The organism is Actinokineospora bangkokensis, from assembly GCF_001940455.1.
Taxonomy (GTDB): Bacteria; Actinomycetota; Actinomycetes; order Mycobacteriales; family Pseudonocardiaceae; genus Actinokineospora; species Actinokineospora bangkokensis.
On the sequence record NZ_MKQR01000018.1, the window covers coordinates 86,019 to 105,515 of the forward strand.

Annotated in this window: 16 protein-coding genes; 3 read left to right on the forward strand and 13 right to left on the reverse strand. The window is 73.3% G+C overall.

The genetic code is table 11. The features are described from left to right. The first annotated feature begins 58 nt into the window (after positions 1 to 58). Complete coding sequence (locus tag BJP25_RS18755) at positions 59 to 1,474, forward strand: purine-cytosine permease family protein (protein WP_075976279.1); 1,416 nt, start codon at positions 59 to 61, stop codon at positions 1,472 to 1,474. Here the strand turns inward: BJP25_RS18755 and BJP25_RS18760 are convergent. The 5 genes from BJP25_RS18760 to BJP25_RS18780 form a co-directional block, all read right to left on the reverse strand. Next, a complete protein-coding gene (locus BJP25_RS18760) occupies positions 1,440 to 2,234 on the reverse strand; it encodes a peptidoglycan-binding protein (RefSeq protein WP_075976429.1) in 795 nt (264 codons plus the stop codon). The two genes, BJP25_RS18755 and BJP25_RS18760, sit on opposite strands and share 35 nt — an antisense overlap. A gap of 32 nt (positions 2,235 to 2,266) precedes the next feature. After that, positions 2,267 to 3,115: a M23 family metallopeptidase gene (locus tag BJP25_RS18765; RefSeq protein ID WP_075976280.1), complete on the reverse strand. Its 849-nt coding sequence runs from the start codon at positions 3,113 to 3,115 to the stop codon at positions 2,267 to 2,269. Positions 3,116 to 3,328: 213 nt separating this feature from the next. Further along, complete coding sequence (locus BJP25_RS18770; RefSeq protein ID WP_075976281.1) at positions 3,329 to 4,075, reverse strand: thioesterase II family protein; 747 nt, start codon at positions 4,073 to 4,075, stop codon at positions 3,329 to 3,331. Next, the gene (locus BJP25_RS18775) at positions 4,072 to 5,277 is read right to left on the reverse strand and encodes a cytochrome P450 (protein ID WP_075976282.1); all 1,206 of its coding nucleotides are present in this window, start codon (positions 5,275 to 5,277) and stop codon (positions 4,072 to 4,074) included. Before BJP25_RS18775 ends, BJP25_RS18770 begins: the two co-directional genes overlap by 4 nt. After that, complete coding sequence (locus tag BJP25_RS18780; protein WP_084794174.1) at positions 5,274 to 7,265, reverse strand: amino acid adenylation domain-containing protein; 1,992 nt, start codon at positions 7,263 to 7,265, stop codon at positions 5,274 to 5,276. Before BJP25_RS18780 ends, BJP25_RS18775 begins: the two co-directional genes overlap by 4 nt. Before the next feature lie 61 nt (positions 7,266 to 7,326). On the opposite strand from BJP25_RS18780, the gene BJP25_RS18790 reads away from it, so the two are divergent. Next, complete coding sequence (locus tag BJP25_RS18790) at positions 7,327 to 8,241, forward strand: 2-hydroxyacid dehydrogenase (RefSeq protein WP_233158150.1); 915 nt, start codon at positions 7,327 to 7,329, stop codon at positions 8,239 to 8,241. A 53-nt stretch (positions 8,242 to 8,294) separates the two neighbouring features. On the opposite strand, the gene BJP25_RS18795 is transcribed toward BJP25_RS18790, so the two are convergent. After that, positions 8,295 to 8,849 (reverse strand): hypothetical protein, encoded by a 555-nt coding sequence (locus tag BJP25_RS18795; protein ID WP_075976283.1) that lies wholly within the window; start codon positions 8,847 to 8,849, stop codon positions 8,295 to 8,297. 131 nt (positions 8,850 to 8,980) lie between these two features. Between BJP25_RS18795 and BJP25_RS18800 the strand changes: the two genes are divergently transcribed. Further along, positions 8,981 to 10,252 carry an ATP-grasp domain-containing protein gene (locus BJP25_RS18800; RefSeq protein ID WP_084794176.1) on the forward strand — a complete coding sequence of 424 codons (1,272 nt, stop codon included), beginning with the start codon at positions 8,981 to 8,983 and terminating at the stop codon, positions 10,250 to 10,252. Here BJP25_RS18800 and BJP25_RS18805 read toward each other — a convergent pair. Genes BJP25_RS18805 through BJP25_RS18835 form a run of 7 tightly spaced genes read right to left on the reverse strand, consistent with a single transcriptional unit; the run spans position 10,245 to position 19,483 of the window. Next, the gene (locus BJP25_RS18805; protein ID WP_075976284.1) at positions 10,245 to 11,504 is read right to left on the reverse strand and encodes an MFS transporter; all 1,260 of its coding nucleotides are present in this window, start codon (positions 11,502 to 11,504) and stop codon (positions 10,245 to 10,247) included. The two genes, BJP25_RS18800 and BJP25_RS18805, sit on opposite strands and share 8 nt — an antisense overlap. After that, positions 11,504 to 12,037 carry a chloramphenicol phosphotransferase CPT gene (gene cpt, locus BJP25_RS18810; protein ID WP_075976285.1) on the reverse strand — a complete coding sequence of 178 codons (534 nt, stop codon included), beginning with the start codon at positions 12,035 to 12,037 and terminating at the stop codon, positions 11,504 to 11,506. The genes BJP25_RS18805 and cpt overlap by 1 nt, the downstream gene beginning before the upstream one ends. Continuing rightward, on the reverse strand, positions 12,034 to 12,885 hold the full coding sequence (locus BJP25_RS18815) for a TauD/TfdA dioxygenase family protein (RefSeq protein WP_158075680.1): 852 nt from the start codon (positions 12,883 to 12,885) through the stop codon (positions 12,034 to 12,036). Before BJP25_RS18815 ends, cpt begins: the two co-directional genes overlap by 4 nt. 2 nt (positions 12,886 to 12,887) lie before the next feature. After that, positions 12,888 to 14,159 (reverse strand): hypothetical protein, encoded by a 1,272-nt coding sequence (locus BJP25_RS18820; RefSeq protein ID WP_075976287.1) that lies wholly within the window; start codon positions 14,157 to 14,159, stop codon positions 12,888 to 12,890. Continuing rightward, positions 14,156 to 15,793: an MBL fold metallo-hydrolase gene (locus tag BJP25_RS18825; RefSeq protein ID WP_075976288.1), complete on the reverse strand. Its 1,638-nt coding sequence runs from the start codon at positions 15,791 to 15,793 to the stop codon at positions 14,156 to 14,158. Before BJP25_RS18825 ends, BJP25_RS18820 begins: the two co-directional genes overlap by 4 nt. A gap of 1 nt (position 15,794) precedes the next feature. Next, entirely contained in the window at positions 15,795 to 16,835 is a 1,041-nt protein-coding gene (locus BJP25_RS18830; RefSeq protein WP_075976289.1) for a class I SAM-dependent methyltransferase, read from the reverse strand. A 2-nt stretch (positions 16,836 to 16,837) separates the two neighbouring features. Next, positions 16,838 to 19,483, reverse strand: coding sequence for an AMP-binding protein (locus tag BJP25_RS18835; protein ID WP_075976290.1), 2,646 nt, complete (start codon positions 19,481 to 19,483; stop codon positions 16,838 to 16,840). Positions 19,484 to 19,497: the final 14 nt, after the last annotated feature.

Below are 19,497 nucleotides of genomic sequence, written 5' to 3' on the forward strand. Positions count from 1 at the left end.
ACCGCGGCGGGCCACCCAGTAGCATCCCCTGGTCATCGGGCGAAGGGGGGCACGGGCGATGGGTGCGGGTGCCGAGGTGTTCGGGGGCAGGATGCCGTCGGGCGAGGGCGATCTCGGGGTGGAGACGCACGGGATCAGCCCGATCCCGGCGGGCAACCGCTTCGGGCGGCCGTGGCGGTTGTTCGGGGTGTGGTTCGCGCCGAACCTGACCATGGCGGCGATCTTCACCGGGACGCTGGGCGCGGTGCTGGGCCTGGACTTCCGCACCGGGCTGGCCGCGATCGCGGTCGGCACGCTCATCGGGGCGCTGCCGGTGGCGTACCTGTCGACCTGGGGCCCGCGCACCGGGTCCGCCCAGCTCCCGGTGGCCCGGCTGCCGTTCGCGCGCGGGGTCGTGCTGCCCGGCGCGGTGCAGTGGCTGAGCACGATCATGTGGGACGCGCTGACCGCGCTGTTCGGCGGGGACGCGTTGGCGGAGCTGAGCGGGATGCCGTTCTGGTTGTCCGTCGGCATCGTGCTGGTGCTGCAATGCCTGCTCGGCGTCTTCGGCTACGCGGTGATCCACCGGGTGCAGACCGTCGTCACCGCCGTGGGGGTCGTGGGTTTCGCCCTGTTCGCCATCAAGGCCGTTCCCGGGCACCCGCTCCCCGCGGGCGGGGAGCTGCACGGCGGCGCGCTCGCGGGGGCGGTCGTGCTGTTCACCACGATCTCGTTGAGCCTGGCCGTGTCGTGGGTGCCCTACGCCTCGGACTACAGCCGCTACCTGCCCGCGGGCACTCCCCCGCGCTCGGTGTTCTGGTTCACCGGCACCGCCATCGTGCTGTCCTGCACCCTCAGCCAGGGCCTGGGTCTGGCACTGGCCGACACGCTCGGCGGCACCACCGCGGCGGGTGTGCGGGGATTGGTCGGCGGTGGCGCGGCGGGGGTCGTGGCGCTGCTGGTGATCCTCGTGGTGACCGTGTCCGCCAACGCGATGAACGACTACAGCGGCTCACTGGCCCTGCAGACCGTCGGCATCCGCCTGCGGCGACCGGTGTCCGCGGTGATCGCCACCGTCGTGGCCTACGCGCTGACCCTGTGGATGCACTCCGGCGACCTGTCCGCGAAGTTCGAGAACGTGCTGCTCTTCGTCGGCTACTGGGTCCCGCCGTTCCTCGGGGTGGTGCTGCCCGACTGGGTCGCCCGCCGCCGGGGTGCCGCTGCCGCCGCGCGGTCGTGGCCCGCGCTGCTGGCCTTCCTCGCCGGGTTCGCCGCCGCGGTGCCGTTCACCAACACGTCCCTCTACACCGGACCGGTCGCGGCGGCGCTCGACGGCGCCGACCTGGCCTACTACGTCGGTTTCCTGGTGTCGGCGGCGGTCTACCTGGTCGTGCGGCGGTTCGCAGGCCAGGCGCCGAGCAGCTCGCCGGCGGGCGACGAGGACCACCGCAGGCTTCCCCTCAGGCCTGGTACTCCTCCCACGTCACCTTCGTGACCTGCGGGCCGTCGTCCGGACCGCGGTTGGCCAGGCCGTTCTGCCCCAGGTAGTAGTCGCCCGCCTGGTGCTGGGCCTGCGGTGACTGGTCGGTGTCGGAGATCGCCACGGCGTGGATGTGGTAGGGCCAGTCTCCCTGCGACGGGGTGCGCAGCCACGCGGCGAAACCGACCTGCCGCAGGCGGCGCACGACGTCCGTGCGGGTGGCGGTGGTCAGGCCGGTGACGGAGATGTCGAGCACGCCACCACCGTCGTGGGTGCCCGCCGACGTCGAGTCCCCGCCCGGGTTGTAGGAACCCTGGGTCAGCGTGAGGGTCCGGCCGAGCAGGCCCTCCGCCGCCACCAGCATCGCCTTGGTCCTGGTGTTGACCGTGACGCCCCGGAAGGCGATCTTGGAGCCGGGGCTGATCACCGCGGTCACCGTGAACCTGTTGGTGCCCAACGAGGTCAGCGAACTCCGGCCGGGCAGCCCGGAGGCGTCGAGCCCGGAGAAGCCCAGGGAGCGCTGGAACGCGGCGTAGGCGTCGACCGTCCTGGTGCCGAAGTGGCCGTCGACGTAGGACGGGTCGAGGAAGCCCTTGGCGTCGAGCGCCTTCTCGACCTGCAGGACGCTCGCCGCCGCCCCCGGGGTGAGCGCGGTGTCCGGGCGGCGCGGGTCGATCTGCGCCGCCTTGACCACCGCGGCCATGTTCACCGCGGGCAGCGCGGTGGCGGTGGCCGAACCGGTGGCGGGCGCGGCGACCGAGGCGGCGACCGCCATCAGCAGGGTTGCGATCCGCTTGCGCACGCCCGTCACCCGCAGTGCTCGTAGGGGCTGGTGTACGCCGAGGACCCCACCGAGCCGCCCCACTTGACGCAGGTCGACCCGGCCGCCCGGGACACCGGACCGGCGTAGTAGGCGAAGCTGCCCGAGTCGGTCACCTGGGTGGACCCCTCCACCTGCAGGTGGGCCGAGACCGCGGACGCGGTGCCGACGCTGGTCGACTTGATCGTGGCGACGCAGTTCCTGCCCGTGCCCGCGGCGTAGAGCAGGTACACGGTGCCGCCGGTCAGGGCGTGCGAGTCGATCACCGAGTAGTCCGACCCGCACACCTCGGTCGGCGAGTAGGGGTTGCCACCGCACTTGTTGTGGCTGGTGAAGCTGGTGTGCCCGTAGTACGGGACCGCCCGGCCGTCGAGCACCGCCTTGAGCACCGTGCCGTTGAGGCGCTGCTCGTAGTGCAGGTGGGGCCCGGTCACACCGCCGGTCGCCCCGGCCTTGCCGATCTGCTGGCCGAGGCTGACCGACTGGCCGACCGAGACCTGCTGGGCGGAGAGGTGGGCGTAGCGGGTGGTGTAGCCGCCGCCGTGGTTGATCTCGATCCAACGGCCGTAGCTGACATCGCCCTCGTTGGCCACCCGCGACACCGTCCCGCCCGCCGAGGCCAGCACCGGCATCCCGGTGATGTCCGACCTCTGGAAGTCCACGGCGTTGGCCGGGCTGTGCCCGGAGAACGTCGCCGCCGTCACCACGGTGTTGCACGCGAACGGAACCTGGAAGTTGGGGGCGGCCACGGCCTCCGTCGCGCCGGCCACCACCAGCCCGGCCGCCGCCACGACCCCGGCCGCGGCCAGGGCCACCGACCTGAATGACATGCGCATCCCGCCTACCTCCCCGTGCGGTGCATCAGCGGTGCTCATGTCACACCATGACGAGGTGTGTCCGCAATCCGCCAAAAGGACACCGGGGTGCGTCCGGTCAGGAAACACGACCGCCACACCAGCGGCAAGCCACCGCAACGCGACGGGATCACCGGGCCGCAGGCGCCCCCGTCCTCCTGGCACCGCCGGGGTGGGCCGCCGCCCTGGCGCGGCTCACCCGACGAGCCGCGCCAGGGCGGCGGTGACCTCGGGGTTGCCGTCCAGGTAGAAGTGGCCGCCGCGGAAACCCCGCACGTGCGGCGGGTGCGGGGTGGACAGCGCCCACCGCTCCACCGCGTCCACGTCGAGGTGGTCGTCCTGGCGGCCGTACCAGACGTGGTAGTCGACGTCCCCGGTCGGCACGGGCGACCCGGGGTAGGTGTCGGCCAGGTGCAGGTCGTGGCCCATCAGGGTGACCACCTCCTCGAGCAGCTCCGGCTCCTCGAACAGCTCGGGCGGGCACCCGCCGCGGTCGCGCAGCTCGTCGAGCAGCCGGGGGCGGGACCGGACCAGGAACGGCCCGGCGGGGTGGGTGGCCTCGGCCGCGGCGTCGGTCGGGGAGGTGAAGGCGGACACGACCACCGCGCGGACCTGCTCGCGGCGGTCCGGGGGCAGCGCGCCGAGCAGGCCGTGCGCGAGCAGGGCGCCGAGGCTGTGGCCGAAGACGACCGCGGGCCGGTCCAGCAGCGCGGCGAGGTCCGGCAGCAGGTCGTCCACAGCGGACCGGAAGTCGGCCGGGGGCGGGGTGCCGGTGCGCGTGCCCCGACCGGGCAGGTCGAACAGCACCGGCTCGCAGGACTCCGGCATCGCCTGCGCCAGCGGCAGGTAGGACATGGCGGAACCGCCCGCGTGGTGGAGCACGAACAGGCGGACGGCGGCGTCCGGGCGTTCGACGAGCACGTGGGTGTCGGCGAACCTCACGCGCTCATCCGGACCGGGAGGCTGGTGATGCCCTGGATGAAGTTGGACCGCAGCCGGACCACCTCACCCGCCTGCTCGAACCGCACCCGGGAGGTCAGCAGCCTGCGGAACAGGGCGGGCAGCTCGACCTGGGCCACCGGGGAGCCGATGCAGCGGTGGATGCCCACGCCGTAGGTGATGTGCCGGTTGGGCGAGCGGGTCACCAGGAACCGGTCGCCGTCGGGGAACTGGGACTCGTCGCGGTTGGCCGAGACGTTCCACAGGGTGACCGGCTCGCGGGCCCGGATGAGCGTGCCGCCGATCTCCACGTCGGTGGTGGGCACGCGCAGCACGTAGGCGTTCGTGCTCGCCCAGCGCAGCATCTCGTTGACCGCCGGGTCGAGCAGGTCGGGGTCGGCGAGCAGCAGGTCGTGCTGGTCGGGGTTCTCGATGAGCGCCAGCAGCCCCGCCACCGCGGTGTAGGAGGAGGTCTCGTTGCCGCCCACCGCGACGTTCATGCAGTTGTAGAGGATGTCCTCCTCCGGCAGCCGCCTGCCGTTCACCTCCGCGGTGGCGAGGATCGACACCAGGTCGTCGCCGGGGTCGCGGCGCCGGGCGCGCAGCAGGTCGGCGAAGAACTCGAAGATGTCCGACTGGAGCAGGGCCAGCCGCAGCCGCTCGTCGCCGCTGGTGTCGACCCAGTTGGGGTCCCGGAAGCCGATCATGCGGCGGGTCATGCCGATCAGCTCGTGCGCCTGCGCCCTGGAGACCCCGACCATGACCATCAGCGCGGCTGCGGGCAGCTCCGGGGCGATGTCGGTGGCGAAGTCGCAGCCGCCGTCGGCCAGCGCCCGGTCCACCGCGGCGTCCACCAGCTCCTCGACCCGGTGGGCGACCGCGGTGACGTAGCCGGGCCCGAAGACCCGGTGCAGCAGCTGGCGGAGCATGCGGTGCCGGGGCTGGTCGGAGGCGACCAGCATCCGGTTGGCCGCGCTGTCGGCGTCCATCGTGGAGAACGAGCCGCCCAGCATCGGCCCGCCCGCCGAGCTGAACGTGGCGTGGTCGACGTAGGCGGCGACGACGTCGTCGTACCGGGTCAGCGCCCAGAAGCCCGCCTTGTCCCGGTAGACGGGCTCGTTGGCCCGCAACCAGGCGAACACCTCGTGGTGGCGCTGCTCGACGAAGGTGTCGACGTCGGTCAGGTCCGTGGTCGGCAGGGTCATGGCCTGCTCCCCTTCCGGTCGCGGATCAGGGCGGCGAGCCCGGCCAGGACGCTGTTGGCCAGCACGTCGCGGGGTTCGAGCTGCACGCCGAGGTCGCTGGCCACCCGCCGCCTGACCCGGAAGGCCAGCAGCGAGTTGCCGCCCAGGGCGAAGAAGTCGTCGTTGGCGCCGACGCCCTCGACCGCGAGCAGGTCCGCCCAGATCTCGGCCAGGCCGCGCTCGACCTCGTCGCGGGGCTCGACCAGCGCCGCGGTCCGCTCGGTGTGCCTGGCCAGCAGCTCCCGCAGCTTGTCCAGGTCGCGCTTGCCGTGGTCGGTGGCCGGGACCCGCGGCACCCGCAGGAACGAGCTGGGCACCATGAAGTCGGGCAGCCGGGTGGCGGTGTGCTCGCGCAGCTCCCTCGGCGACATCCGGTCGAACGGCACGACCAGGGCGACCAGGTGCCGGTCCTGCCCCTCGCCCGCGACCACCACCGCGGCGTCGCGGACGTCGGGGTGGGTGGCCACGACCCGCTCGACCTCGCGCGGCTCCACCCGGTAGCCGCGGACCTTCACCTGCTCGTCGACGCGGCCGAGGTACTCCAGCACCCCGTCCGGCCGCATCCGGACCTGGTCGCCGGTGGCGTACATGCGGCTGCCGTCCCCGGCGAACGGGTCCGGCAGGAAGGCGGCCGCGGTGAGCTCCGGCCTGCCCAGGTAGCCGCGGGCCACGCCCGGGCCGCCGACGTGCAGCTCACCCGGCTCACCGGGGGCCACCTCGGCCAGGTCCGGGCCCAGCACGTGCACCGTCGCACCGCGCAGCGGCACCCCGATGGGCACGGTGTCGGCGTCCGCCGCCAGCTCGGCCACCCGGTGCGCGGTGACGGCCGTGGTCGCCTCGGTCGGCCCGTAGAGGTTGTAGAACTCACCGTCGAACCCGCCCGCCAGCAGCTCGCGGCTGGCCGCCGGGGACAGCACGTCGCCGCCGGTGTGCAGGACCCGCAGCGGCGCGAACGCGTCGCGGTCCTCGCGCACGACGTGGTTGACCGCCATGGTCGGCACCAGCATCGCGGTGATCCGGTGGCGCCGCAGCTCCCGCTGGATGTCGCTGTTGAGCAGGTCGGGCATCGCGGGCAGCACGGTGATCCGGGCACCGCCCGCGAAGGCGGCCCACACCTCGAAGTGGAACGCGTCGAACGACACGCTCGACACGTGCCCGACCCGGTCGGTGGGCCCCAGGGCGGGCAGCGCGGGGTTGCGGGCGAAGTGGACGACGCTGTGGTGCTCCAGCACGATCGCCTTGGGCGTGCCCGACGACCCGGAGGTGAACAGCACGGCCGCGGCGTCGCCGCCGGACACCTCGTCGCCCGCCGCGGTCCCGCCCGGCCCCGGCGCGACGTCGTCCAGCACGAGGACCTGCTTGCCCAGCGCGGAGACCGCCGCGGCGTGCGCGGTGTCGGACACCACGACGTCCGCCCCGCTCGCGGAGATCATCAGGTCCCGCCGGGCGGCCGGGTAGCGGATGTCGACCGGGACGTAGGCCGCGCCCGCCTTGAGCACACCCAGCAGCGCGGCGAACACCCCCGTGCCCCGGCCGAGGTGGCACACGACCCGGTCCTCGCGCCGGACGCCGAGCCTGCGCAGCTCGCGCGCGACACCAGAGGCCAGCTCGTCCAGCTCGCGGTAGGTCAGGACCCGGGTCGGGTCGCCGACGGCCTCCCGGTCGCCGTGCCGGGCGACGGTGTCGGCGAACAGGCCCACGAGGGTGTCCCGACTCCCGGGCGCGGTCGAGGTGGTCGGCCCCTGCGGCCACAGGCCCGCGATCTCGGCCAAGCACCCGGCCCGGTCGCCCCGGTAGCCTGTGCAGCGCCAACCACCGGGGACCGGCAGGTCCTGCGGCCACAGGCTGAAGTGCCCGTGCGCATTGGTCACCACCGCGGTGGGGACCGCGCCGCCCGCCGCGGCGCCGTCGATGCCCGCGGCGTCCGCCACCGGGTGCAGGTCGGTCATGTCAGGCCCCCTTCGTTGGCACAGCGGCACTCGAACAACCCCAGCTGGAGGCTGATCGCTCGTGATCACGGTGTGGCTGCCGGAGGCGGAGTCCGAGGACCTGATGGGCGGCCTGCCCGACGGGTTCCGGGCGGACGTGTGGACCGGCGGCGAGCTGCCCGCCACGGCGGACGAGGTCGAGGTGGTCGTGCCGCCGTTCGACGTCGAGGACGGTGCCCTGGCGGTCCTGTCGGACCTGCCCAGGCTGCGCCTGGTGCAGCTGGAGTCGGTGGGGGTGGACTGGGTCCTGCCCCACCTCCCCCCGGGCGTGGCGCTGTGCAACGCCAGGGGCGCCTACGACGCGGCGGTGGCCGAGTGGGTGGTCGCGGTGGTGCTCGCGCAGCTGCGCACCCTGCCCCGGTTCGCCGGGGCGCAGCGGGACGGGCGGTGGGACTACTCGCATTCGGACTCCCTCGAAGGCAAGACCGTGCTGGTCGTCGGGTACGGCTCGATCGGCTCGGCGCTGCGGCCGGTGCTGGAGGTGTTCGGCGCCGAGGTCGTCGGGGTGTCCCGGCGGGCGCGCCCGGGTGTGCGCGGCGCCGAGGACCTGGCCGCGCTGCTGCCCACCGCGGACGTGGTGGTGCTGCTGGCACCCGCGACCGCGCAGACCGCGGGCATGGTGGACGCGCGGTTCCTGGCCCGGATGCGCGACGGGGCGCTGCTGGTCAACGCGGGCCGGGGGGTGCTGGTGGACACCGGTGCCCTGCTCGCCGAGCTGACCTCCGGCAGGCTGCGCGCCGCGCTCGACGTCACCGACCCCGAGCCGCTGCCCGCCGGGCACCCGCTGTGGTCGGCGCCCGGCCTGCTGCTCACCCCGCACGTCGCCGGGTCCAACGGCACCGCGATGGCCAAGGCCATGGCGCTGGTCAAGGCGCAGCTGGTGCGGCTGTCGCGGGGTGAGCCGCTGGTCAACACCATCACGCCGGACAGCTACTGAGCGGCGGCGGGGGCGCCGACCGGCGCCCCCGCGGTCGGCCGCGGGCCCGGGTCTCACAACCAGCCGGAGCGCACGAGCTGCCACTGGCCGTCGACCTCCAGGGGCGCGTCGGGGTCCGGGGAGGTGCCCAGCTCCCCGGCGCGCACCCGCTCCAGCACCCGGCGCGTGGCGTCCACGATCTCCGGTGCGGTCCGGCGCAGCTCCGCGGCGTCCCCGGGGGCGGCCGCCTCCGGCGGGAACCCCGCCTCCGCGAGCAGGCCGCCCAGGTCGGACAACCGGTCCCCCAACCAGGCCAGTGGGTCGGCCGACAGCGCCCGGTCGAACACCCGGTCGCCCGGGTCCCAGCCGGTGAACACGGGGTGGTAGTGCGTGCGGTCGAAGGGCTTGCCGTCCACCGCCTCCAGGAAGTCCGCGCGCCAGATCGGCTGCTCCACGGCGATCGGCGTGGAGTCGTAGATGGACTCCTTGAGCTCGCCGCGCTCGAGCACCCGCAGCTCCAGCCGGACACCGTTCTCGGCGCCCTCCTGCCCCTTGAGCGGGTCTGGGTCCACGAAGTACAGATCGCCCAGCACGACGCAGACCTTCTCGAACCCGAAGACGTACAGCACAGCTACCTCCCTGCCGCGAATGAGTTCCGCCCCCCGCGCCCGCCCGGCGCCCGCGCTAGGGTCGGGCCAGACCGAGAACCGGCCGCTGCTCCACCGAGCACCGCCCGGCCCAGGGGGACTGGAGGGGTTCCATGACCGACATCAGCACGCCGCGCGCCCGGCCCGACGCACCCGTGGTGCTCGTGGTCGGCAGCGGGTACCGCCCCTACCGCGAGTACATCCTGCGCGCGGTGTCCGGCCACTACCGGCTGTGGCTGCTGGACACCCGCGAGGCGACGTGGCAGCTGGACTACCTCGTCGGCGCCACCGCGGTCGACACGCACGACACCGCGGCGCTGTTCGCCGCGGCGCGCGCGGTCACCGAGGAGCTGCCGGTGGCGGGGGTGTTCACCTACGACGAGTCGCAGGTGGTCGCCTGCGCCGAGCTGGCCGAGGAGCTGGGCCTGCCCGGCAGCCCGCCTGCCACGATCCGCGCCTGCCGGGACAAGGCCGCCACCCGCGCCGCGCTGGCCGCGGCGGGCCTGCCGCAGCCCCGGTCGTCCATCGTGGACTCGCTGGCCGAGGCGCTGGCCGCCGCCGAGGCGATCGGCTACCCGGTGGTGGTCAAGGCGCGCAGCCTCGCGGGCAGCTACGGCGTCATGCGCGCCGACGACCCCGAGGCGGTGGCCACCGCGTTCGCCACCGCCGACGGCGCCGAGTTCTTCGGCCTGGACCGGCAGGAGACCGGCCGCGTGCTGGTCGAGGAGCTGCTGACCGGGCCGGAGATCAGCGTCGACGCCGCCATCTTCGACGGCGAGGTGCTGCCCACGACCATCGCCCGCAAGCGCGTCGGCTGGGCGCCGTACTTCGAGGAGGTCGGCCACGACGTCACCGGCGACGACCCGCTGTGGCAGGACGCCGAGCTGCTCGACCAGGTGCGCCGCGTCCACGAGGCGCTCGGCTTCACCTACGGCGCCACGCACTCGGAGTTCATGCTCACCGACGCCGGTCCCCGGCTGATCGAGGTCAACGCCCGGCTCGGCGGCGAGTTCATCCCGCACCTGGGCCACCTGGCGCGCGGCTGCGACGCGGTGCTCGCCGCCGTGCAGGCCGCCGCGGGCGAGCGCCCGGACACCCGGCAGCGGCACAGCGCGGCGGCGGGGATCCGGTTCCTCTACCCGCCGACCCACGTGGAGACGGTCGAGGTCATCGTGCACGAGGACCGCTTCGGCCCGACCGTGCGCGAGGTCGGGCTGACCACCCACCCCGGGGACCGGCTGGCCCTGCCGCCGGTGGCGCGGCTCAACCGCTACGCGCATGTCCTGGCCTCCGGCGAGAGCGCGGAGCAGGTGCTGGCCGACCTGGCCGAGGCTGAGCAGCTCGTCGAACTGGTGGCCACCCCGATCGAACCCCCCGTCACGTAGGCCCGCTGACCCCGGCCGCACTGGCCGACCCGGCGGACCGGCGCACACCGGTCCACAGCACGGCGGCCAGTGCGGAGGCCAGCAGCGCGGGCGCGAACCGGTACACCTGCTCCGGCAGCGCGACCGACCAGCCGAGCAGGAACGACGACAGCGCCAGCGCGCCCAGGATGAACGCGCGCATCACCGCGTTGGTGCGCCCGGCGACCTCGTCGGGGATGGCGCGGAACCGGAACTCGTTGGTGGTCACGTTCATGCCGCCCTCCGCGGCCATCAGGCAGATGAAGGCCGCGATCACCACCGGCTGCCACGGCAGCAGCAGCAGCGCGCAGGAGGCCGCGCAGAGCACGAACCAGCGGCCGATGCGCTGCTCGGGGGTGCGGTCCACCCACACCCGGTCGGCGACCCACGCCCCGGCGGCGCTGCCCGCGGCACCGGCGGCGATCACCAGGCCGGTCCACTTGCTCGACCAGCCCCAGGTGCCCTGCACCAGCAGCACCATGACGATCGGCACCGCGCCCGCGCCCAGGTTGTGCATCGACAGCGACAGCGTCAGCCGCGGGATGCCGGGCAGGCGCCGGAAGCTGCGGAACCCCTCCACCTGCATGCGCAGGAACCCGCGCTCCACCGGTGGTTGCGGGCGCTTGGGCAGCGCGAGCGCGACCAGGGCGGTCAGCAGGAAGGTCGCGGCGTCGATCCACAGCGCCCAGTTCGTGCCCAGCGTGGCCAGCACGAGACCGGCGAGCGCGGGCCCGAGGCAGCGCGCCGCCTCGGTGGTGGCGGCGAACTTGCTGTAGGCCCAGGTGACCCGGTCCGGCGGGACCAGGGTGGGCAGCAGGCCGAAGTCGCTGGTCAGGTTGGAGACCACGTTGGCGCAGCTGGTCAGCAGCAGCATGGCGAAGACCAGCTCCACCCGCTCGGCCATGAGCAGCAGCGGGATCAGCGCGACGAGCACGCCCTGGGCCAGCTCGGAGACCAGGAAGACCCGGCGCCGCTCGAAGCCGTCGATCAGCGAGCCGAGCGCGGGCGAGAGCACGAACGGCAGGTACTGGACGCCGAGGCTGAGCGCGGCCAGCACCGAGGACCCGGTGCCCGCCAGGATGGTCACCGGCATCGCCAGGTGCAGGAACGTGGTGCCCAGCTCGGAGGCCGCCGACGACCCGGTCAGCAGCCAGAACCGGCTCACCCGGTGCCCGGGGGCCCCGGGGGGCTGCTCGGTCGCAGCCCCCCGGCCGGTCTCCTCCGGCGCCGACATCACTTCACGTGCGCGGCGATCGCGCGCGCGCACTCCAGCGACTCGGTGTGGGTGGTGTCGACCTCGACGTCGTAGGTGACGCCCACGTGCACGACCTCGGCCTGCGAGGCCGCCATCCCGGCGACCCGGTCACCGCGGGCGATCTCCCGCATGGCGGCGACCTGCGGGTCGCAGCGCACGCCGACCCAGAGCACCGACAGGCCCTCCAGGTGCGCGCGGGTGCGCGCCTGCGAGGCCGCCCCGCTGAGGAACACGTCGTCGATGATCACACCGGCGCCCGCGCGGGCCATCGCCGCGATCCCCGCCATCCAGGCGCGCTCCATCTCCTGGAAGCCCTCGCCGAGCTCCACCTCGCCCTGCTGGCCGAACGACACCCCGGACCCGGAGTCCACCATGGACGGCGGCAGCCGGTCGATGAGGTCGTCGACGCCGAGGTTGAGGAACGGGGTCGGCAGGATGTGCTTGAGGCAGCGCGAGATCCCGGACTTGCCCGAGCTGGAGCCGCCGTTGAGCACGATGACCTGGGTCGTCACTTGATCGGTTCACCTTCCAGAGTGATCCGCTCCATCTTCCTGGCGTGCGGCCAGTAGTCGGAGACGGCGTAGTGCTGAGTGGCCAGATTGTCCCAGAGTGCCACGTCCCCCTCCTCCCACTGGAACCGGCACTGGAACTCCGGCCGCCACGCGGTCAGGTGGACCATGTCGAGCACGCGGCGGCTCTCGGCCTCGTCGAGGCCCTCGACGCGCACCCCGGACACCTTGTTGGAGAACAGGACCTTCTCGCCGGTGAGCGGGTGGGTGAGCACCAGCGGGTGCGCCTGCGCAGGGTACTTCTCGCGCATCCGCGCCCTGGCCTCCTCGTTGCCCTCGAAGGCCGGGGCGTAGATCTGCATCCAGTCGTGCACCACGCGCATCTCGTCGAGCTCGGAGCGGGTCGCCTCGCTCAGCGACCGGTACGCCGCGCCCATGTTCGCCCACAGCGTGTCCCCGCCGCGGGGCGGGATCTGCACGCCGCGCAGCAGCGAGCCGAAGGTGGGGACCTCGCGCCAGTTCAGGTCGCTGTGCCAGGCGTTGAGGTTGCCGGTGTGCTTCTCGTCGTGGTAGATCCCGGTGATCTCCGGGTACTCGTGGTAGGGCTGGAACGGGGAGATGCCGTGCACCAGCGGGTCGTCCTCGGAGATGAACGGGTGCACCTCGGTGCGGCCGATCCGCCTCGCCACCTTGGCGAAGGTGTGCCGGTCGAGGTGCTGCCCCTTGAAGAAGACCACCTTGTGCTGGAGCAGCAACTCGTTGACGAAGTCGCCCAGCGCCGGGTCGGCCGGGTCGAGCCGGTAGTCGTCGAGGACCACGCCGAGGTGGGTCCCCAAGGGCCTGCGTGCCACCATCACTCCTCTGCCTTCGTGGTGATCGAGTAGCGGGCGGCCGCGGCCGCGAGGTCGCGCTCCACCTCGGCGGTGGAACCGGCGGCCACGAAGAACCGGCCCGCGGTGCTCCAGGTGTCCGGTGGGTCGTTGAGCAGCTCACCGACCGCGGGGGTGTCCGCGTGCACCACCGAGGCGGGCAGGTCGTCGAGGCCGCGCACCTCCAGCACCCGGCACGGCCCGGGTTCGTCGAGCGGCACGAACAGCCAACCGGACGCGCCGATCCCGGGGAAGTCCAGCATGGTCGGGCCGCCGGGCAGCTCGCTGGGCTCGCCCAGGCACGCCAGCACGGCCTCCCTCGGCATGTCCACGCCGAACACCTCGCGCAGGTGCACCGGCACCCCGGCGCCGCCGAAGCGGTTGCCGATCTCCAGGAACACCAGCTCGTCGTCCGGGGTGTGGAACAGCTCCAGGTGGAACGCGCTGTCCACCAGGCCGAGCGCGGTGGCCACCGACTGGGCGTAGTCGAACATCCTGGCGACCAGCCCGGGGTCGTCCGGGGTGACCGACACCATCGGGACCCGCTCGTGCTGGAAGGAGAACGCCGTCGTCGCGTACCGGGAGGGGCAGTACCAGATCAGCTTCCCGTCGCGGACCACGCCGTCGGAGTGGTAGATGTCGCCGTCGACGAACTCCTCGACCTCGTAGCCCTCCTCGATGCGGCCCGCGTCGTGCTCGGCCAGCAGCTCGGCCGCGCCACCCAGCACGCTGACGCCCATGCTCGCCCCCTGGCTGCGGGGCTTGAGCACCAGCCGACCGGGCACCGCGGCCGCGAACTCCGCGAGCACGTCGCGCGGGGTCCCCGGGTCGACCGCGAGGTGGCGCGGCACGCGCACACCCGCCTCCGCGAGCGCTTCCTTCATCGCCACCTTGTCGCGGCACAGCAGCGCGGACCGGGCGTTCGTGCCCTGCACGCCGAAGTGGTCGCGCAGCCTGGCCGCGGGCAGGGTGGTGTGCTCGTAGAGACCGACGATCGCGTCGGGGGCGCCGAACTCGGCCACCAGCTCCGCCGCGGACTCGCGGATGGTGTCGGCCGCGCGGTCGTAGTTGTCCAGGTCGTCGATGTCCGGCAGGTCGAAGGTGGCGATGGCCGCGAACCGCGCCGCGACCTCCTCCGGCAGGCGCGCCGCGCTGCCCTTGGGCATCACCGCGGTCACCACGTGGTCGTCGAAGTCGACCGCGTGCGCCTCGGAGGCGTGGAAGCCGACGCAGAGGACGTGCTTGTTCTTCGTCATGTGCCCAGCGCAATCGTCTCGTGCAGGTACAACCGCTTCGCGGTGCGCCCGCTGTCCCTCACGTACGCGACGAGCTTGTCGCTGTCGACCATCGCGGGGTGCGCCTCGTCGTACTCGACGCACATCACCGCCCCCAGCCAGGGTTCCTGGCCCATCGCGTACACGTACACCGAGTCCGCCCCCAGGGCGTCGACGATCGCCGCGCCCTGCTCGAAGTTCGACCCCTTGAGCCGCCTGCCCGCGTCCACCTTGCGGTCGAGCCGCTCGGGGAACAGCGGGCCGTAGAGCCAGCTGACCGGGGCGCCGACGCTCTCCATGCCGATGAACACGGTGTCGACGTGGTCCACCAGCGCGGCCACCCTCGGGTACAGCTCCGGGGAGACGTTGGTGGAGTCGGCGGCGAACAGGACGCGCTTGCCGTCGAGGTCGAGCAGCCACCCGCACTTGGTGCGGATCCGGATGTCGCCGTGCTCGCCGAGGAACGGCAGCGCGGTGACGGTGCCGCCGGGGGTGCGCACCGAGTCCATGTCGTCGAGCTCGACGACGTCGGCGAAGCCCAGCGCGTGCAGGACCCGCTTGAGGTTGGGGTCGACGAGGCTGGAGCCGGAGGACTTGGCGATGAGCACGGTGCCGACCCGGTGGCGGATCTTGAGCAGCGTCTCCAGGAGCATGTGGTCCTGGTGGTTGTGGGTGATCATCACGTAGTCGACCCGCTCGGGCAGGTCCGCGAAGGTGAACCGGCCGTCGGCCTCGCGGGAGTACCCGCTGTAGCTGATCACCGGGTCCACCAGGAACGTCGTGCCGCGGTGGCGGACGAACACGCACGCGTGCCCGACGTACTCGATCACGTCGCCGCCCCCGGGCGGGGCAGCCCCGGTGGCCCCGGTGGCCCCGGTTTCCACGGTGGCCCCGGTTTCCACGGTGTCTTCCTCGAAGAACCCCTTGAACACCTCGGCCCGCTCGCCGCGCAGGCCCAGCTCGGCGGTGACCCGGTCCAGGTCGTCCGCGCCCAGCCCACCGCGGAAGACGTCGTCGAGCAGCGCGGAGTCCAGCGGCACGGTCACCAGCACCTGCTCCGGCGAGTACTCCAGCACCGGCGTGGTCAGCGCGAAGTCCCGGTCGTCCGCGTGCACCTCGGAGAACCGGACCTGGTGCAACCCGCGGTCGAAGTAGGGCGAGGAGTACAGCAGCGGCTCGATGAACCGGTAGTCCGGTGTGCGGTTGTCCCGGTTGTAGAACAGCTCCACGCACCCGGCCAGCGGTTCGGGCAGCTGCTTGTAGACCGCCTCCATGGACGCGCCGGTCTGCTCGGGCAGGATCTTCTGCTCCAGCTCCTCGATCGCGTCGGCGAGCTCCAGCAGCGGCGCGCGCTGCTGCGCGGTGGCCTCGTACCACTGCTTGACCGCCTCGTGCGCGCCCTCGTGCCGCTCGATGACGAACGGGCCGCCCTGGAACCTGGCCTGCTTGAGCGCGGTGCGGTGGGTCTGCGGGTTGGCGATGAACGACTCCGCGATCGTGCGGTAGTGGTTCTTGAGGTACAGCGCGAGCGTCTGCGGCGGCAGCAGGTACGACCAGGCGTACCACCCGGCGATCGACGGCTCGGCGATGACGTTCTTCTTCAGCGACAGCGTCAAGTCAGCCTCCGAGCTCGCAGACGTAGTACTGGAACAGGTGGTCCTCGACCCGGGCGGTGGTCTGGCGCACGACCAGGCCCGCGGCGGTGAGGTCGGGGACGTCGAGCAGCACGGGGCTGTGCCCCAGCAGCACCAGGGTGCCGCCGGGGCGCACCGACTCGACCAGCCGGGGCAGGATGCGCCTGGCCGCGGCGGTGGTGACCACCTCGGAGTTGAGGAACCGGCTGAACAGGATGTCGACGCTGCCCGGCGCGACGGCGGGCCGCTCGGCGTCGCCGTGGTGCACCCGCTCCAGGTGCGCGCGGGCGAAGTCCACCATGTGGCCGCTGAGGTCCTGGCCGACGGTGCGGATGCGGGCCGGGTTGAGCGTGGCGAAGTCCGAGAGGAACTGCCCGGTGGAGCAGGCCGGGTCGTAGGCCAGCACGTCGTGGTCCAGGTCGGTGAACCGCGGCCCGAACAGCGCCCTGGTGTAGTCGCGGATGTGCCGCTCGCCGAGGCCGAGGAACTCCGCGCGCTCGGCGCTGACCCGCCAGCCGTCGGCGGGGCTGGTCTTCTCCCTGCCGTGCTCGCGCTGCTTGGCGAACGGGTGGACGAGCTCGGTCAGCGGGGTGATGGCGTCGAACGCGGCCCGCCGGTCGGCCTCGGGCAGCGGCCGGAACACGACCCGCGCGTCGGAGTCGGAGGTGCGGACCGACTCGACGAGGCCGACCACGTTGAACCAGAACACGCGGCTGCAGAAGACACCGGGCAGGTCGTGGTCGACGACGAGGTCGGAGATGGTCTTGTACCCGGCGTACCAGCGCTCGTCGGGCAGGCGGAACAGGAACAGCCGCTCCGGCTGCCCGGTCAGCTCCTCGCGCAGGGCGTGGCCGCCGCCGGGCAGCTCCCAGCGGCCGAAGTCGCCCCTGACCAGCTCCGCCTTGGCCTTGACCTCGGTGTCGACGAACTCCGGGTCGAGTGGTGCGCCCCGGTCCCAGCCCTGCTGCCCGGTGTCCTGCTGCCCGGTGTCCTGCTGCTCGGTGTCCTGCTGCTCGGTGTCCACGCTCAGTCCCCGATGGTCTGCCGGAGTTCCCGGATGATCTGGCGGTCGGTGGTGGCGACCGGCTCGGCCCAGCCGTCGTCGGCCAGCCACAGGCGCAGGGCGGCCAGCACCCGGCTGTCCGCGCCGCCGCCCGCCGCGGCGTCCAGCCAGTCCCCCGGCTCGACCACGCGGGCGTCGTCGAGGCCGAACTCCGCGCGCAGGGCGTCGAGGTCGTAGGTGCGGTGCACCAGCAGCGACCGCACCCCCGGCACCGTGCCCGCGTCGGCGGCGGCGACCAGCGCGGACACGACGTCGTCGACGTGGCACACCGGGACCAGGCCGGACAACCTCGGCAGCACGCCGAGCCTGCGCGAGAGCCGGAGCAGCCAGGTGAACACATCCCGGTCGAGGAACGCCTCCTCCTGCGGTGCGTGGCCGTAGACCAGGCCCGCCCGCAGGAGGTCGACCGGGCGGTCCAGCGCGCTCGCGTAGGCCTCCGCGACGAACTTGGCCTGCGAGTAGGGGTCGCCGATGGCGGCGAGGGACTCCTCGGTGAACGGTGCGAACTCCGCGCCCGCCGAGGCGGCGGACAGGAACACGAACCGGTCCGACCCGCGGGCGGCCGCCGCCCGCACCAGGGCACGGGTGGTGGCGACGCTGCCGGTGAGGTGGCGCTCCAGCGGCAGGAGGTGGTTGACCTCGAAGCCGCAGTGCACGACCGGCCCCCACCCGGACTCGGGTGCGCGGTCGAGGTCGGCGTAGCCGAGGAACGCCACGCCGTCGAAGTCGCCCTCCCGCTTGCCGAACCGGGCCCGGTGGCGCTCCACCAGCCGCTCGGGTCGGCTCGTGGTGACGACGGTGATCGGCCTGCCGGTGCCGAGCAGCCGGTCGAGCACGTGCCCGCCGATGAAGCCGCCCGCGCCGGTGACGGTGATCGCCCCGCCCGCCCTCGCCAGGTCCGAGGTCGGCAGCGCGAGGTCGGCCAGGTCCTCGCTGACCTGGGCGAAGACGGCGTGCACCGGGGAGACCGGCGCGGCGGCGCCGCCCAGGGCGTCGAGGAAGCCCTGGACGGTGAAGTCGTAGTTGAGCTTGTCGAAGGCGTCCTGCACCTCGTCCTCGCCGAAGCGCTCGGCCAGGTCCACCTGGATCTGCACGAGGGTGAAGGAGGTGCCGCCCGCGTCGAAGACGGAGGTGGTCAGGTCGATGTCGCCGCCGATCGCCGCGGCCACGATGCCGCGCACGACCTCCGGGTCGGCCCCGGCGGGGTCGGTGGCGGGCGCCGGGGCCCGCCGGGCGAGCACCCGCAGGGCGTCCTTGTCCGCCTTGCCGGACTCGGTGACCGGGATGGCGTCGACCAGCAGCAGGGTGTCGGGGACCTCCCAGGGCGGGAGCACCTCGCGCAGCCGGGCCCGCAGCTCGGTCTCGGGCAGGTGGTCGGCGGTGTGCGCCAGGACCAGCGAGCTGCCGTCGAGCAGCACGACCGCGCGGGTGTCGAGCAGCCGGGACAGCCTGCCCTCCAGCTCGCCGAGGCCGATGCGGTGGCCGAGGCGCTTGACCTGGTCGTCGACCCGGCCGAGGTAGTGGACCTCGCCGTCGCGCAGCTCGACGTGGTCGCCGGTGCGGTAGGCGGGCTGCCCGTCGACCTCGGTGAACGCGGGGTCGTCACGCCCCTCGTAGCCGAGGGCGACCCCCGCTCCGACCAGGACCAGTTCGCCGGTGCCGCTGGTGGCGCAGCCGTCGGCCGTGCGCACCCGGGCGGAGTAGCCGTCGATGGGTGTGCCGACGGTGGTGCTGAACCGGGTCAGCTCGGCGACGGAGAAGCAGACGGTGCCCTCGGTGGGCCCGTAGGCGTTGAGCACGCGGCTGTGCTTGGCCGCGGTGCGGTACTCCACTTCGGACAGCGCCTCGCCCGCGAAGACGACGGTGCGGATGCCCTGCTTGGCGGTGTCGTCCAGCCGCGCGTACACCGAGGGCGGCAGGGTGACCAGGTCGCAGCCGTGCGCGGCCAGGTGCGCGCCGACCGCCTGCACCCACGACCCGCCGTCCCACTCGGGCACCACGAGCGTGCCGCCCGCGGCGAGGGTGACGAGCACCTCGGCGAGGGAGGCGTCGAACGACAGCGAGGAGAACTGCAGGACGCGGGTCCCCGGCTCGATGCCGAACAACCGGGTCTGGGCGGTGCACAGGTTCTCGATGCCCCGGTGGCCGACGTTGACCAGCTTGGGCAGGCCGCTGGAGCCGGAGGTGAAGATCGAGTAGGCGATCTCCTGCCGGTCCCCCAGCGGTGCGTGCTCGTCGGGCAGCTCGTCCGGGGTGAGCACGCGGTGCCCGGTGGCGCGCACGGCCGCGGCGTCGGCGGTGCAGCACAGCACGAGCGCGGGGTGGGCGAGGTCGAGCGCCTCCCGCATCCGGTCCGTGGGCAGGTTCGCGTTGACCGGTGTGTAGGTGAGCCCGGAGCGCAGCACGGCGATCGCCCAGATGAGGGCGTCCGGGGTGTGCTCGCCCGCCAGGACCACCCGGCCGCGGGGCACCGCCGCGCGCAGCCGCGCCGCGCGCTCGGCGGTCGTCGTGTCCAGCTCGGCGTAGGACCACGTGCGCGCGCCGGACTCCAGCGCGGGCTGGTCCCCGCGCGCGCCGAGGTGGTGGTCGAGCAGTGCGGAGAGGCCCACGGTCGACCTGTTCT

Excerpts from the sequence above, each read along its gene's own strand:
- BJP25_RS18760 (WP_075976429.1), bottom strand. The coding sequence starts at position 2,234 with ATGGCGGTCGCCGCCTCGGTCGCCGCGCCCGCCACCGGTTCGGCCACC.
- BJP25_RS18805 (WP_075976284.1), bottom strand. The coding sequence starts at position 11,504 with ATGTCGGCGCCGGAGGAGACCGGCCGGGGGGCTGCGACCGAGCAGCCC.
- BJP25_RS18800 (WP_084794176.1), top strand. The coding sequence starts at position 8,981 with ATGACCGACATCAGCACGCCGCGCGCCCGGCCCGACGCACCCGTGGTG.
- BJP25_RS18780 (WP_084794174.1), bottom strand. The coding sequence starts at position 7,265 with ATGACCGACCTGCACCCGGTGGCGGACGCCGCGGGCATCGACGGCGCC.
- BJP25_RS18765 (WP_075976280.1), bottom strand. The coding sequence starts at position 3,115 with ATGCGCATGTCATTCAGGTCGGTGGCCCTGGCCGCGGCCGGGGTCGTG.
- BJP25_RS18755 (WP_075976279.1), top strand. The coding sequence starts at position 59 with ATGGGTGCGGGTGCCGAGGTGTTCGGGGGCAGGATGCCGTCGGGCGAG.
- BJP25_RS18820 (WP_075976287.1), bottom strand. The coding sequence starts at position 14,159 with ATGACGAAGAACAAGCACGTCCTCTGCGTCGGCTTCCACGCCTCCGAG.
- BJP25_RS18775 (WP_075976282.1), bottom strand. The coding sequence starts at position 5,277 with ATGACCCTGCCGACCACGGACCTGACCGACGTCGACACCTTCGTCGAG.